13 protein-coding genes are annotated in these 11,935 nt (G+C 63.5%); 4 read left to right on the top strand and 9 right to left on the bottom strand.

Features of this window, described 5'->3' with window-relative positions:
• Positions 1-43 precede the first annotated feature (43 nt).
• A complete protein-coding gene (locus JQ558_RS09795) occupies positions 44-349 on the top strand; it encodes a GIY-YIG nuclease family protein (RefSeq protein WP_212293509.1) in 306 nt (101 codons plus the stop codon).
• Between the two features lie 189 nt (positions 350-538).
• On the opposite strand, the gene JQ558_RS09790 is transcribed toward JQ558_RS09795, so the two are convergent.
• Positions 539-1,747, bottom strand: a complete 1,209-nt coding sequence (locus JQ558_RS09790; RefSeq protein ID WP_212275117.1) for a DNA recombination protein RmuC — start codon at positions 1,745-1,747, stop codon at positions 539-541.
• Between the two features lie 170 nt (positions 1,748-1,917).
• On the opposite strand from JQ558_RS09790, the gene def reads away from it, so the two are divergent.
• The 3 genes from def to truA all read left to right on the top strand — a co-directional run bounded on the left by def (position 1,918) and on the right by truA (position 4,296).
• The gene (gene def, locus JQ558_RS09785; RefSeq protein ID WP_192739172.1) at positions 1,918-2,445 is read left to right on the top strand and encodes a peptide deformylase; all 528 of its coding nucleotides are present in this window, start codon (positions 1,918-1,920) and stop codon (positions 2,443-2,445) included.
• A 181-nt stretch (positions 2,446-2,626) separates the two neighbouring features.
• On the top strand, positions 2,627-3,559 hold the full coding sequence (gene fmt, locus JQ558_RS09780) for a methionyl-tRNA formyltransferase (RefSeq protein WP_212275116.1): 933 nt from the start codon (positions 2,627-2,629) through the stop codon (positions 3,557-3,559).
• Positions 3,559-4,296: a tRNA pseudouridine(38-40) synthase TruA gene (gene truA / locus JQ558_RS09775; protein WP_212293508.1), complete on the top strand. Its 738-nt coding sequence runs from the start codon at positions 3,559-3,561 to the stop codon at positions 4,294-4,296. Before fmt ends, truA begins: the two co-directional genes overlap by 1 nt.
• Positions 4,297-4,375: 79 nt before the next feature.
• On the opposite strand, the gene dapE is transcribed toward truA, so the two are convergent.
• The 8 genes from dapE to argB all read right to left on the bottom strand — a co-directional run bounded on the left by dapE (position 4,376) and on the right by argB (position 11,920).
• Positions 4,376-5,530, bottom strand: coding sequence for a succinyl-diaminopimelate desuccinylase (gene dapE, locus JQ558_RS09770; RefSeq protein ID WP_212209321.1), 1,155 nt, complete (start codon positions 5,528-5,530; stop codon positions 4,376-4,378).
• Positions 5,523-6,149: a DUF805 domain-containing protein gene (locus JQ558_RS09765; RefSeq protein WP_212293507.1), complete on the bottom strand. Its 627-nt coding sequence runs from the start codon at positions 6,147-6,149 to the stop codon at positions 5,523-5,525. Before JQ558_RS09765 ends, dapE begins: the two co-directional genes overlap by 8 nt.
• 30 nt (positions 6,150-6,179) lie before the next feature.
• Positions 6,180-6,704 carry a DUF805 domain-containing protein gene (locus tag JQ558_RS09760; protein ID WP_212293506.1) on the bottom strand — a complete coding sequence of 175 codons (525 nt, stop codon included), beginning with the start codon at positions 6,702-6,704 and terminating at the stop codon, positions 6,180-6,182.
• Positions 6,705-6,761: 57 nt separating this feature from the next.
• Entirely contained in the window at positions 6,762-7,982 is a 1,221-nt protein-coding gene (locus JQ558_RS09755; protein ID WP_212293505.1) for an MFS transporter, read from the bottom strand.
• A 22-nt stretch (positions 7,983-8,004) separates the two neighbouring features.
• On the bottom strand, positions 8,005-8,850 hold the full coding sequence (gene dapD / locus JQ558_RS09750; RefSeq protein WP_211999592.1) for a 2,3,4,5-tetrahydropyridine-2,6-dicarboxylate N-succinyltransferase: 846 nt from the start codon (positions 8,848-8,850) through the stop codon (positions 8,005-8,007).
• Positions 8,851-9,103: 253 nt separating this feature from the next.
• Positions 9,104-9,796 carry a pyrimidine 5'-nucleotidase gene (locus JQ558_RS09745; protein ID WP_212293504.1) on the bottom strand — a complete coding sequence of 231 codons (693 nt, stop codon included), beginning with the start codon at positions 9,794-9,796 and terminating at the stop codon, positions 9,104-9,106.
• 163 nt (positions 9,797-9,959) lie between these two features.
• Positions 9,960-10,946 (bottom strand): DUF1036 domain-containing protein, encoded by a 987-nt coding sequence (locus JQ558_RS09740; protein WP_212209401.1) that lies wholly within the window; start codon positions 10,944-10,946, stop codon positions 9,960-9,962.
• Between the two features lie 77 nt (positions 10,947-11,023).
• Positions 11,024-11,920 (bottom strand): acetylglutamate kinase, encoded by an 897-nt coding sequence (gene argB / locus JQ558_RS09735; RefSeq protein WP_212036457.1) that lies wholly within the window; start codon positions 11,918-11,920, stop codon positions 11,024-11,026.
• Positions 11,921-11,935: the final 15 nt, after the last annotated feature.

Here is an 11,935-nt window from a genome sequence, read left to right as displayed (position 1 = left end):
TCGCCCGGCTTGACCGGGCGACCCAGTATCCCAGAGGCGGCAGATGGGAACGCGCAGCTATTATGTATACATCCTGGCCAGCCGCATCGGTGGCACGCTTTACATCGGCGTGACCAATGACCTCGTCCGTCGCGTTTACGAGCATAAGTCAGGTGCGGTGGAAGGCTTCACTAAAGATTACGGCGTGAGTCGTCTGGTGTACTTCGAATGCGTCGACGAAGTAGAGGTTGCCATTCAGCGTGAGAAACGGCTGAAGAAATGGCCGCGGGCTTGGAAGATTGCGCTGATCGAAAAGGACAATCCGAACTGGATTGATCTTTATCCGGAGATCGCCGCAGGAGGAGGATAGGTCAGCGCTTTCGACGAGATGGCTCTGATGGCGGCGGGTCCCAGAAGGACGAACAAAAATCATTGTCGTCCTCCGCAAAAGCGGGGGACCCAGTATCCCAGAGGTGTTTGAGCTAGATCGAGAGGCCGCGGCGTACTGGGTCGCCCGGTCAAGCCGGGCGATGACACCGCTTGCGTAGCGCCTGGGCCTCTACTCCCCCGCCTGCAGCTTGCGCGCCAGCGGGAACAGCTCTGGTGCGCCAGATTTGACGATGCGCGGAGCCTCGGGCGGCGGCTCGGACTTGCTGAAATCCAGTTCCTCGATCCGCCCCGCCCGCTTTTCGATCTTGTCGGCGGAGATCAGGATCTGGCGGACGTCCTCATTCACATCGCCAAAATGCTTTTGCAGTTTCAGCACGCGGTCGCGCAGGCGGCCGAGATCGTCGCCCAAATTAAGCACCTCGGTGCGGATCTGGTCGGCAGCATCGCGCATCCGCGCATCTTTCAGGATCTGCTGCATCACCTGGATTGCCAGCATCAACAGCGACGGCGACACCAGCACGACGCGGGCGCGGTAGGCCTTCTGGATCACGTCGTCGAACCCATCGTGAATTTCCGCATAGACCGATTCCGACGGCACGAACATCAGCGCGGTGTCCTGGGTCTCGCCTGATATCAGATACTTCTCGGCGATGTCGTTGACATGCTTCATCACGTCGGCGCGCAGTCGCCCTGTAGCGTATTTCTTTTCCTCGTCGGTGCGCGCGTCGTGCAGCGCGGTCATCGCCTCCAGCGGAAATTTCGCATCGATGCAGAGCGGGCGCTGGTCGGGCAGGAACACCACGCAATCCGGCCGCTTGCCTGATGAGAGCGTGTACTGGAACTCGTAGGAACCCGTCGGCATGCCGTCCTGGACGATCGCCTCCATCCGCGCCTGGCCGAACGCGCCGCGCGACTGCTTGTTGGCGAGCACGTCGCGCAGCGTGGTGACTTGCGAGGTCAGGTCGGTGAGATTTTTATGCGCATTGTCGATAATGCCGAGCCGCTCATGCAGCGCGCGCAAACTGTCCATGGTGTTGCGCGTGGTCGCTTCCATCGACTGGCCGACCCGGTGGGTCACCGAATCCAGCCGCTCGTTGACGGCGCGGGCCATCTCGGCCTGACGGCCGGCCAGCGCCTGTCCCATCGCATCGACCCGGCCGGTGGATTCGCTCTGCGCCCGCAGCATTTCGCTCAGGCGTTCCTCGAGCTCGTCGGCCCGGATCGCCTGCGCCATCGCGAGTTCCGCGCCGCGGCGGCCCGACCGGGCGATGACGATGGCAATGGTGAGCAACAGGATTAGCGCCAGCGCGCCAAAGCCGATCAGCGCGTCGAGGGCACGAATCGGCAGGTCGCCGATGACAAAAAGAATCTCGTTCATGGCTGCTTGTAGCCGATTCGCGGGTTAGCACGAACGAAGAGGGAACATTTATGGTAGATGACCCCTTAATTTTCGTGGTTAACGCGGTCTTAAAAATCATGGTTAAGGCCGCCTTACCCGGTTCCGACGCGCATTGACCGCGGCAAATCAGCAGCTTAAATCGCCCCATCATGGCAATCCGAGAAATCATCATCCTGCCGGACAAGCAGTTGCGGCTCGTCTCCAAACCCGTCGAGAAGGTGACGGCGGAGATCCGCAAGCTGGCCGACGACATGTTCGAGACCATGTACGACGCGCCCGGCATTGGCCTCGCCGCGATCCAGGTCGCGCAGCCGCTGCGGCTGATCACCATGGATCTGGCCAAGAAGACCGAGGACGGCGAGACCAAGCCGCAGCCGCGGGTCTTTATCAATCCGGAGATCATCTCCTCGTCCGAAGAGCTGTCGGTCTACGAGGAGGGCTGTCTCTCGATCCCCGAATATTACGAGGCGGTGGAACGGCCGGCGCAGGTCCGCGTGCGCTTCACCGATCTGGACGGCAAGGTGCACGAGGAAGATGCCGACGGCCTGTTCGCCACCTGCATCCAGCACGAAATCGATCACCTCAATGGCGTGCTGTTCGTGGATTATTTGTCCAAGCTGAAGCGCGACCGTGTGCTGAAGAAGTTTACCAAGGCCGCGAAGAGGGCGGCGGAGTAGGATCCACCGCGCCGTCACCCTGAGGTGCGAAGGCGCCTCTTGGCGTCGCAGCCTCGAAGGGCGACGGCAGACGCAAGCGACATTCTTTCTTTCCTGCGCATCCTTCGAGGCTCGCAAGGGCTCGCACCTCAGGATGACGCTCGTTATCTAGATGCCGGGTCCAAAGGATTTTCTTCGCATCATGCCTCTCCGCTTGATCTTCATGGGCACGCCCGATTTCGCGGTGCCGACGCTGCTGGAACTCGTGGCCCATGGCCATGAGATCGCGGCCGTCTATACCCGCGCGCCGAAGCCGGCCGGGCGTGGCATGAAGCTGCAGCCGACACCTGTGGAGCAGGAAGCGCGGCGGCTCGGCATACCCGTGCTGACGCCGACCACATTGAAGACGCCGGACGCGCTCGAAGCGTTTCGCGCGCACAATGCGGATGCCGCCGTGGTCGTCGCCTATGGCATGATCCTGCCGCAGGCGATCCTGGATGCGCCGCCGCTCGGCTGTTTCAACCTGCACGGCTCGTTGCTGCCGCGCTGGCGCGGCGCAGCCCCAATCAATCGTGCCATCATGGCAGGCGATGCCGAGTCCGGTGTGATGGTGATGAAGATGGACGTCGGCCTCGATACCGGCGACGTCGCGATGGCCGAGCGCCTGCCCATATCGGACACCATGACCGCCGCCGATCTGCACGATGCGCTGGCCCCGTTGGGGGCCGATCTGATGGTGCGCGCGATGGGCGGGCTGGAACGCGGCGGTCTTCAATTGAGCAAGCAAAGCGCCGATGGCGTCACCTACGCTGCCAAGATCGAGAAGGCCGAGGCGCGGATCGACTGGAGCCGGCCGGCGCGCGAAGTGCTGCGGCACATCCACGGGCTGTCGCCGTTTCCGGGCGCCTGGTGCGAGGCCGCGCTCGACGGCGAAGCGGCGCGTATCAAGATCCTGCGCTGTGAGCCGGCGAAGGGCACGGGCGCGCCGGGCGATGTACTTGACGAGCATCTGACGATCGCTTGCGGCGACGGTGCGATCAAAATTCTCGAACTGCAGCGGGCGGGCAAGGCGCCGATGAAAGCCCCGGATTTTCTGCGCGGCACGCCGTTAAAACCGCCGGCGCGGCTTGGCTAATGCCCCGCTACAAGCTCATCATCGAATATGACGGCAGCCCCTTCAGCGGCTGGCAGATCCAGGACAACGCGCCGACGGTGCAAGGCGCGCTGGAAACCGCGGTCAAGGCGATCTGCGGCGCACAGGTTCGCGTCCACGGCGCGGGGCGCACCGATGCCGGCGTGCATGCGCTGGGGCAGGTCGCGCATTGCGATATCGAAAAACCGTTTCCACCGGGTCGCTTGCGCGACGGGTTGAACGCGCACTTAAGGCCGCATCCGATCGGCGTGCTCAGCGCCGAGATCGTGGCCGACGATTTCGAGGCGCGATTTTCCGCCATCAAGCGGCATTACCGCTATCGCATCACCAACCATCGCGCCAATCTCGCGCTCGATATCGGCCGCACCTGGCGGGTGCCGCGGCGTCTCGACACCGACGCGATGCACACCGCGGCGCGGCGGCTGCTCGGCAAGCATGACTTCACGACGTTCCGCGACACCGAATGTCAGGCGAAATCGCCGGAAAAGACGCTCGACCAGCTCGATGTCGTCAGGGACGGCGATGCGGTTGCCATCGTGACCTCGGCGCGCTCGTTCCTGCACAGCCAGGTGCGCTCGATGGTGGGCTCATTGGTCTGGGTCGGCGAAGGCCGCTGGAGCGCCGACGATCTTGCCTCAGCCCTCGCCGCCCGCAACCGCGCCGCCTGCGGCCCCGTCGCGCCGCCGGACGGGCTATATCTGGTACGTGTGGAGTATTAGGGCCCCCAGCCATTCTTTGCATGGGGTTGTTTTCGCGATTTTTGTCTGGCTGCCGGCGGTGTACCGCCGGACGAGGCAATCACGAAAAATACCGATCCAGTATCCCGCGATACACCTTCGTCAGCTTCTCGATATCCGAGACCGGCGTGCGCTCGTCGACCTGGTGCATGGTCTGGCCGACCAGTCCAAATTCGATCACCGGGCAATAGCTCGAGATGAAGCGCGCATCGGAGGTGCCGCCGGAGGTCGACAGTTCCGGCTTGCGTCCCGTCACCTCTTCGATTGCGCTGACGGCGAGATCGGTGAAGGCGCCGGGTTTTGTGACGAAAACGTTGGAGTTCGACGGCTCCCATTTGATGTGCGCGCGGATGCGGTTGCCGCAGGCTTTCGCCAGTCTTTCATCGACCAGCGCCCGCAGCGTTTCCTGCGTGTGGTTGTCGTTGAAGCGGATGTTGAATTTCGCGCGCGCCTGTCCGGGGATGACGTTGCTCGCGGTGTTGCCGACATCGACGGAGGTGAATTCGAGGTTGGAGGCCTGGAACTGGGCGCTGCCGTGATCGAGCGGCTCGTCGGAGAGCGCCACGATCAGCCGCGAAATATCCGGCACCGGGTTGGCTGCGCGATGCGGATAGGCGACGTGGCCCTGCACGCCGTCGACGAACAGCGTGCCGGATTGCGAGCCGCGCCGGCCGACCTTGATGCAATCCCCTAGCACTTCGACATTCGAGGGTTCGCCGAGCACGCAATGGTCGAATTTTTCGCCGCGCTCGGCGCACCATTTCAGCAGCTTGATGGTGCCGTTGACCGAAATGTCCTCCTCGTCGCCGGTGATCAGGAACGAGATCGACCCCTTTGGCTTGCGGTCATTGGCAGCGAGATATTGCAGCACCGCCGCGACGCTGCAGGCGATTCCGCCCTTCATGTCGACCGCGCCGCGGCCATAGAGGAAGCCGTCCTTGATGTCGCCCGAGAACGCGCCATGGCTCCAGGCGGCTTCATCGCCGGCCGGCACCACGTCGGTATGGCCGGCGAAGGTGATGTGCGGGGCACTATCGCCGATGCGGGCATAGAGATTGTCGATGTCAGCTGTGCCGGGCTCGCCGAATGTAACGCGATGCACCTCGAAGCCGGCGGCCTTCAGGAGGTTTTCGAGCACACCGAGCGCGCCGGCATCGGCCGGGGTCACGGAAGGGCAGCGGACGAGGTCGCGGGTGATGGAAACGGCGTCATTCATACCCCGGCTTAACACGCCAAACCGGCGGCGGGCCAGCCTTGTGCGGCACCATTTCGATCTCGCTTTGCTGGTCCCATGCGGGCCGCATATCGACCGGCGCCAGCGGGTCGGCGCCGTAGGCGTTGGTCCCGGTGGTGCCCTTGAGGCAATACAGCTCGACGAAACCCCACACGGTGAATACGAACGCGTTCAGGCTCAGCGGTATCGCGAAGTAGGAATCGTCGAGTAAAGCCTCGAGCCGGTTACCGAACTGGCTGTAAAGACCAGGCATCACGAAGAACAGCAGCATCCACCAGCCGCTCTTGTTGCGGTCATGCAGCCGCTTGACCGAGGTCGCCAGATAGACCCACAGGAACAGCGGCGTTCCGATTACATAGATCAGGAGGCTGGTGCGATTGGTCGACGACAACGACCGCCAAGCTTCTGGATCGACGACATAGAAGATTTGCTCGGTGCTAAAGCTGAGTTTGCTCGGCAATTCCGCGCCGAACAGATGGGCGATGCCCATCAGCGTCAGACCCAGGAATATCATCCAGCTGATGACGATCAGCACCGCCAGCCAGCATTTGGCGCGGTTGATTCGACCTTCGAAACTGAACAGGTACCAGGCGTAATCCATGCGCGTAACTCCGGGCTAACAAGCCAGGTATCAACCACGTGCGACCGGGCCTGCACGGTGCAGGAGAAAGTCCGGAACGCCGAACGATTGCGGGTGCGACATGACCGGCAATTTGGCAGAGCGCGTCGGATCTGCTCCGAACCGGTTGCGGCCATCGGTTCCGATCAGGAAAAACAACTCGATGACCATCCAGGTTTGCAGAACGGACAGCGCCACTGCACCCATCACGAGCAGCATCTCCCGCGCGGCCGAAACATCAACGCCGAAATAGAGCCCGAAGAACAGAGCATAATAAACGTAGGAGAGCGGGTTCACGATCAGCACCGCAATCGCCCACCAGCCGCTCCTGTTGCGGTCGTGAAGCCGCTTGGCCGTCGTGGCGGCGTTGATCCAGAGCATCGCGATGACGGCGCCGGCTTGCAAAACCTCCCATTGCCCGAACGGGGATTTCAGCCAAAGCACCAGCCAGCAAGTCAGGAGGGCGAGCTGGACGGCGAGGTACCTGGCGCGGTTGATGCGGCCATTGAAACTGAACAGTAAACGGGCGTAATCCATCGCAACCTCCGGACGGCGGAAAAACTCCACGGTTCCGGAATATTGGTCGCACCCCGGCTATTTTGGTTCGATTCGGCCTGCTTTGGTTCGGGCCTGCACCGCCAGCAGGCCCACCAGCGCCACCAGCGCAAAGCCGGCACCGGCGAAGAACGTGGCTTCCGGCCCCGCACGATCCCACAGCGCCCCGGCCATGACGCTGGCCGCCAGCATGGCAAAGCCGCCCAGCAGGTTGAAAAATCCGAAGGCCGTGCCCCGCAGTTCGGGCGGCGAGGTATCCGCCACCAGCGCCGCCAGCAGCCCCTGGGTCAATCCCATGTGCAGGCCCCACAGCGCGACGCCGAGCGCGACCCCAGTGAGCGAAGGCAGCAAAGCGAGCGCGATATCGGCGGCGACCAACACCAGGATGCCGATAGCCAGAACGGTGACGCGATTGACGCGGTCCGACAATACGCCGGCCGGGTACGCGGCGGCGGCGTAAACCACGTTCATCAGCACCAGCACCACGGGCACCAGGGTGAGCGGCATGCCGACACCCTGCGCGCGCAGGATCAGGAAGGCTTCGCTGAAGCGCGCCAGTGTGAAAACCGTCGCGACCGCCACCACCCACCAATAGGCCGCGCCGAGACTCCTGATTTCGGAAAGGCTGATCGGGTTGCGCACCTTGCGCAAGCCTGCGGGGCGGTCGGGCTCGCGCACCGCGAAGATGATCAAGGCCAAGGACAGAAAGGCGGGGATGACCGCAAACCAGAACACCGCCTTGAAATTGTCCGCGGTCAGCCACATCAGGCCGATGGCCAGCAAGGGGCCGGCGAAGGCTCCTATCGTGTCGAGCGACTGGCGCAGGCCAAAGCTTGCGCCGCGCAGATGGGGCGGCGCAAGGTCCGCCACCAGCGCGTCGCGTGGCGCGCCCCGGATACCCTTTCCGACCCGATCGATGAAGCGCGCCGCGACCAGCCAGCCGACCGTCGGCGCCAGCGGAAACATCGGCTTGGCCAGCGCCGCAAGGCCGTAGCCAAACGCCGCGACCCATTTGCGCCTGCCGAGCCAATCGGAAAGCGCGCCGGAAAAGATCTTGGTGATCGATGCGGTCGCTTCCGCAATGCCTTCGATGATGCCGACCGTGACCATCGACGTGCCGAGCACGGTGACGAGGTAGATCGGCAGAAGCGCATGGATCATCTCCGATGAGATGTCCATCAGCATCGAGACGAAGCCCAGCGCCCACACCCCGCCCGGAATGTCGCGCAGGGACTGCGGGCGCTTGCGTGCCTCTGGCATGGCTGAGAATCAGCCCGCTATCCTAGTCGCGCAGCAGCTCGTTGATGCTGGTCTTGGCGCGGGTGCGTTCGTCGACGCGCTTGACGATGACGGCGCAGGCGGTGGACGGGCCGGGCTGGCCGTTCTTCAAGGGACGCGCCGGCAGGTTGCCGGGTACGACCACGGCATATTCCGGAACCTCGCCGATGAAGGTCTCGCCGGTGTCGCGGTCGACGATCTTGGTGGAGGCGCCGAGGAACACGCCCATCGAGAGTACCGCACCCTTGCGCACGATCACGCCTTCGGCGACTTCCGAGCGCGCGCCGATGAAGCAATCGTCTTCGATGATCACGGGCTCGGCCTGCAGCGGTTCCAGCACGCCGCCGATGCCGACGCCGCCGGAAATGTGCACGCGCTTGCCGATCTGTGCGCAGGACCCGACCGTGGACCAGGTGTCGATCATGGTGGCTTCATCGACATAGGCGCCGAGATTGACGAAGGACGGCATCAGCACGACGTTGCGGGCGATGAAGGCCGAGCGGCGCACGATCGCGCCGGGCACCGCGCGGAATCCGGCATCGCGAAAACGGTTCTCGCCCCAGCCATCGAACTTCGACGGCACCTTGTCCCACCACGTCGCCTTGCCGGGGCCGCCGGGAATAGCGCCCATGTCGTTGAGGCGGAACGACAGCAGCACCGCCTTCTTCAGCCATTGATTGACCTTCCACTTGCCGTCGGCCGCGCGCTCGGCAACGCGCACTTCACCCTTGTCGAGCAGTTCGAGCGAATGATCGACAGCCTCGCGCACCTCACCCTTGGTCGATGTCGAGATGCCGTCTCGGGCATCGAACGCGGTGTTGACGGTGGATTCCAGCGCGGACAGGGACATCGGGATTTCCTCGGAGCAATCGGGCTAATTGTGAAGCGAATTGGAAGGCTTTTTCGGGATTTGGCGCGGGAGAGTCAAGGCTTGCTCTGCTGTCGTCCCGGCCTTGAGCCGGGACCCATAACCACAGGGAGCTATGATTTGAAGAAGGTATCTACCCGCAGCGCCTCGTAATATCGGCCGCGGCGTATGGGTCCCCCGATGCGCAATTGCGCATCTGAGGTCAAGCCCGAGACGACGCGGGGAGATGGCGCGCCTAACCCCGCGCCAACCCTTGCAAAAACCCCGTCAAATCGTCCGTGACATGATCGACATAGGCGGCGTCGCGGCCTTCCAGTTCCCAGTCCTCGCGCACCACTTCCTTGGCGCCGTCAGGCACCACCAGCACCGTGGTCATGCCGAGCTCGTGCGGCACCACGAGGTTGCGGGCGAGATCCTCGAACATCGCGGATTTCGTGGGATCGACGCCGTGCAGGCTGAGGAATTTCTGGTAGGTCTGCGGCGCCGGCTTCGGCTCCAGTTCGGCGGCGATGATATCGAACACCGCCTCGAAATGCTCGCCAATGCCGAGCCGCGCCAGCACCGCGCCGGCATGGTCGGTCGAGCCGTTGGTCAGGATCAGCTTGCGCCCCGGCAGTCTGGCGATCGCAGATCCCATCGCGGGATTCGGCTCCAGCGGCGAATGATCGATCTTGTGCACGTAAGCCAGGTAATCGTCGGCGTGCACGCCGTGCTCGGTCATCATGCCGCGCATGCTGGTGCCATAGCGGCGGTAATAATCCTTCTGCAGCACCCGCGCTTCTTCTGCCGAGATCTTCAGGTAGGTGCTGATGAACTCGCCGATGCGGGCGTCGACCTGCTGCCACAGGTTGACGTGATGCGGGTACAGCGTGTTGTCGAGGTCGAACACCCAGGTTTCGATGTGGGTGAATGCGCGGGGGGAGATCATGATTCGCTCTCCACCGTCGTCCCGGCGAAGGCCGGGCCCCATACGCCGTGTAGATTCTTGTTGAGCACAGTGTGAATTGCCTTTTCTTGTGGCGCCGCCATCAGCCAAAACTCAGATCGGTGGTTATGGATCCCGGCCTTCGCCGGGACGACGATAGACTGCATCATGGCATCGCGAACCGCAGCGTCCTGCCGCCGCCCGTCATGTCGACGACGGCAAAGCCGATCGGGCTGAGGCCACGGCTGCCGCAATCGCCCTGTTCGTTGATTTCGAATTTGCTCTCGCGGGTGCAGAGCTCCCTGGTGCCGCCCCAGTTCAGCGGCTTGTCCTTGAGCTTGACCGTGCGGTTCTCGCCGTCGACAGCCTCGGCAAAACTGAACACCTGTTTCGGTTGGCCGGTCAGGTCGGGATGCAGGCATTTGCCGGGATCGATCCGATACCAGCCGCGACTGGTCACGGCCTTGCCGTCGTCGGTGGCGACCGCGGCCATGATCTTGTGCGGCGTGTCGTTGCACCAAGTCAGGCCGGTGGCGGACGGCGACTGCACCGCGTCGATCATGGTGGCGAAGAAGTTCGGCGACTGCACGATGTCGGGGCTAAGCCCGCGATTCCTGAGAAAGGCGCTCAGCGCGGCCTGCGTCTTCGGGCCATCGACGCCGTCGATCGGGGCGGCGTCATAGCCGGCGATCACCAGCAGCCGCTGGATTCCGGCCAGGCGCGCCTGTTCGTCGTCATACTCGCTGCCCTCGGCGAGATAGGCCACCAGATTGCCGTCGTCGGTTTTCGTTGGCGTGATCTGTGTGAAGGGTGCCGGGGTCTGTCCGGAGCGGCACTGGCGAGCGGCGGCGATGACGAAATTCTCCGGCGCGATGCACAGCGTGTCGTTGCCGCCCTGCGCGACCGGCGAGGCGCCATAGACGCCGAGCGCGCGTGCATTGAGGAGGACCCGATCCGCGGTCAGCGCGCCCTGCAGCACCACGCGGCAGGCGGCGGGATCGATGCGAAACCAACCCCGGGTGGCGGTCGCCGATTTGTCGTCGATGCCGATTGCGGCCTCGACCACATAGCTCATACGGTTGCAAAGCTTGAGATCGGCCAGCGCCGGCAACGACGAGACGAACAGCGAGATCGTGGCCGCCGGCAGCGCCAGGACCGTGCGCCTCCCATACCGCCGCATTCTGGCGCGGAAGCGGCGCGTGAGCTTCGCGGGCGGGGAGATCGCGCTTGTCACTTGTGGATCAGCGTGCCGGTACCCTGATTGGTGAACAATTCGAGCAGCACGGCGTGCTGTGTCTTGCCGTCGATGATGACGACGCCCTGCACGCCCTGTTCGAGCGCATAGATGCAGGTCTCGACCTTGGGGATCATGCCGCCGGAAATCGTGCCGTCGGCGATCAGCTTGCGCGCATCCTTCACCGACAGTTCCGGAATCAGCTTCTTGGACTTGTCGAGCACGCCGGGAACGTCGGTCAGCAGCAGCAGGCGTTTTGCCTTCAGCGCGCCGGCCACCGCGCCGGCAAAGGTGTCGGCGTTGACGTTCAGTGTCTGCCCGTCATGCGAGGTCGCCAGCGGCGCCAGCACCGGGATCAGCTCATAGCCGATCAGCTGGTTCAGCAGGGTCAGGTCCACCTTGTCGGGGTCGCCGACGAAACCGAGATCGACAGCTTTTTCGATGTTGGAATCCGGATCGACCATGGTGCGCGTCGTCTTCGACGCCTTGACCATGTTGCCGTCCTTGCCGCTGAGGCCGACGGCCTTGCCGCCGGCTTCGTTGATGTAGCCGACCAGTTGCTTGTTGACCGAACCGGCCAGCACCATCTCGACGATTTCGATCGTCGCCGCATCGGTGATGCGGAGGCCCGCGGCGAATTCGGACTGGATGCCGAGCCGCTTCAGCATGGTCGCGATCTGCGGCCCGCCGCCATGCACGACCACCGGATTGATCGCGGTCTGCTCCAGGAGCACGATGTCGCGGGCGAAAGCCTTGGCCAGATCTTCGGCGCCCATGGCATGGCCGCCATATTTAATGACGATGGTTTCCTCGTCATATTGCTGCATGTGCGGCAGCGCCTCGGACAGGATGCGGGCCTGGTCGAGCGGGCTGATATTTGGCGAGTCGGTCATGAAGCGGCTCTCGTC

It is taken from the genome of Bradyrhizobium sp. AUGA SZCCT0160, assembly GCF_018130105.1.
Taxonomy (GTDB): Bacteria; Pseudomonadota; Alphaproteobacteria; order Rhizobiales; family Xanthobacteraceae; genus Bradyrhizobium.
This window is presented reverse-complemented; position numbering and strand designations above follow the sequence as displayed.

Excerpts from the sequence above, each read along its gene's own strand:
- JQ558_RS09765 (WP_212293507.1), bottom strand. The coding sequence starts at position 6,149 with ATGGATTACGCCTGGTACCTGTTCAGTTTCGAAGGTCGAATCAACCGC.
- JQ558_RS09760 (WP_212293506.1), bottom strand. The coding sequence starts at position 6,704 with ATGGATTACGCCCGTTTACTGTTCAGTTTCAATGGCCGCATCAACCGC.
- JQ558_RS09755 (WP_212293505.1), bottom strand. The coding sequence starts at position 7,982 with ATGCCAGAGGCACGCAAGCGCCCGCAGTCCCTGCGCGACATTCCGGGC.
- JQ558_RS09795 (WP_212293509.1), top strand. The coding sequence starts at position 44 with ATGGGAACGCGCAGCTATTATGTATACATCCTGGCCAGCCGCATCGGT.
- dapD (WP_211999592.1), bottom strand. The coding sequence starts at position 8,850 with ATGTCCCTGTCCGCGCTGGAATCCACCGTCAACACCGCGTTCGATGCC.
- fmt (WP_212275116.1), top strand. The coding sequence starts at position 2,627 with ATGCCTCTCCGCTTGATCTTCATGGGCACGCCCGATTTCGCGGTGCCG.
- dapE (WP_212209321.1), bottom strand. The coding sequence starts at position 5,530 with ATGAATGACGCCGTTTCCATCACCCGCGACCTCGTCCGCTGCCCTTCC.
- JQ558_RS09790 (WP_212275117.1), bottom strand. The coding sequence starts at position 1,747 with ATGAACGAGATTCTTTTTGTCATCGGCGACCTGCCGATTCGTGCCCTC.
- JQ558_RS09745 (WP_212293504.1), bottom strand. The coding sequence starts at position 9,796 with ATGATCTCCCCCCGCGCATTCACCCACATCGAAACCTGGGTGTTCGAC.
- truA (WP_212293508.1), top strand. The coding sequence starts at position 3,559 with ATGCCCCGCTACAAGCTCATCATCGAATATGACGGCAGCCCCTTCAGC.
- argB (WP_212036457.1), bottom strand. The coding sequence starts at position 11,920 with ATGACCGACTCGCCAAATATCAGCCCGCTCGACCAGGCCCGCATCCTG.
- def (WP_192739172.1), top strand. The coding sequence starts at position 1,918 with ATGGCAATCCGAGAAATCATCATCCTGCCGGACAAGCAGTTGCGGCTC.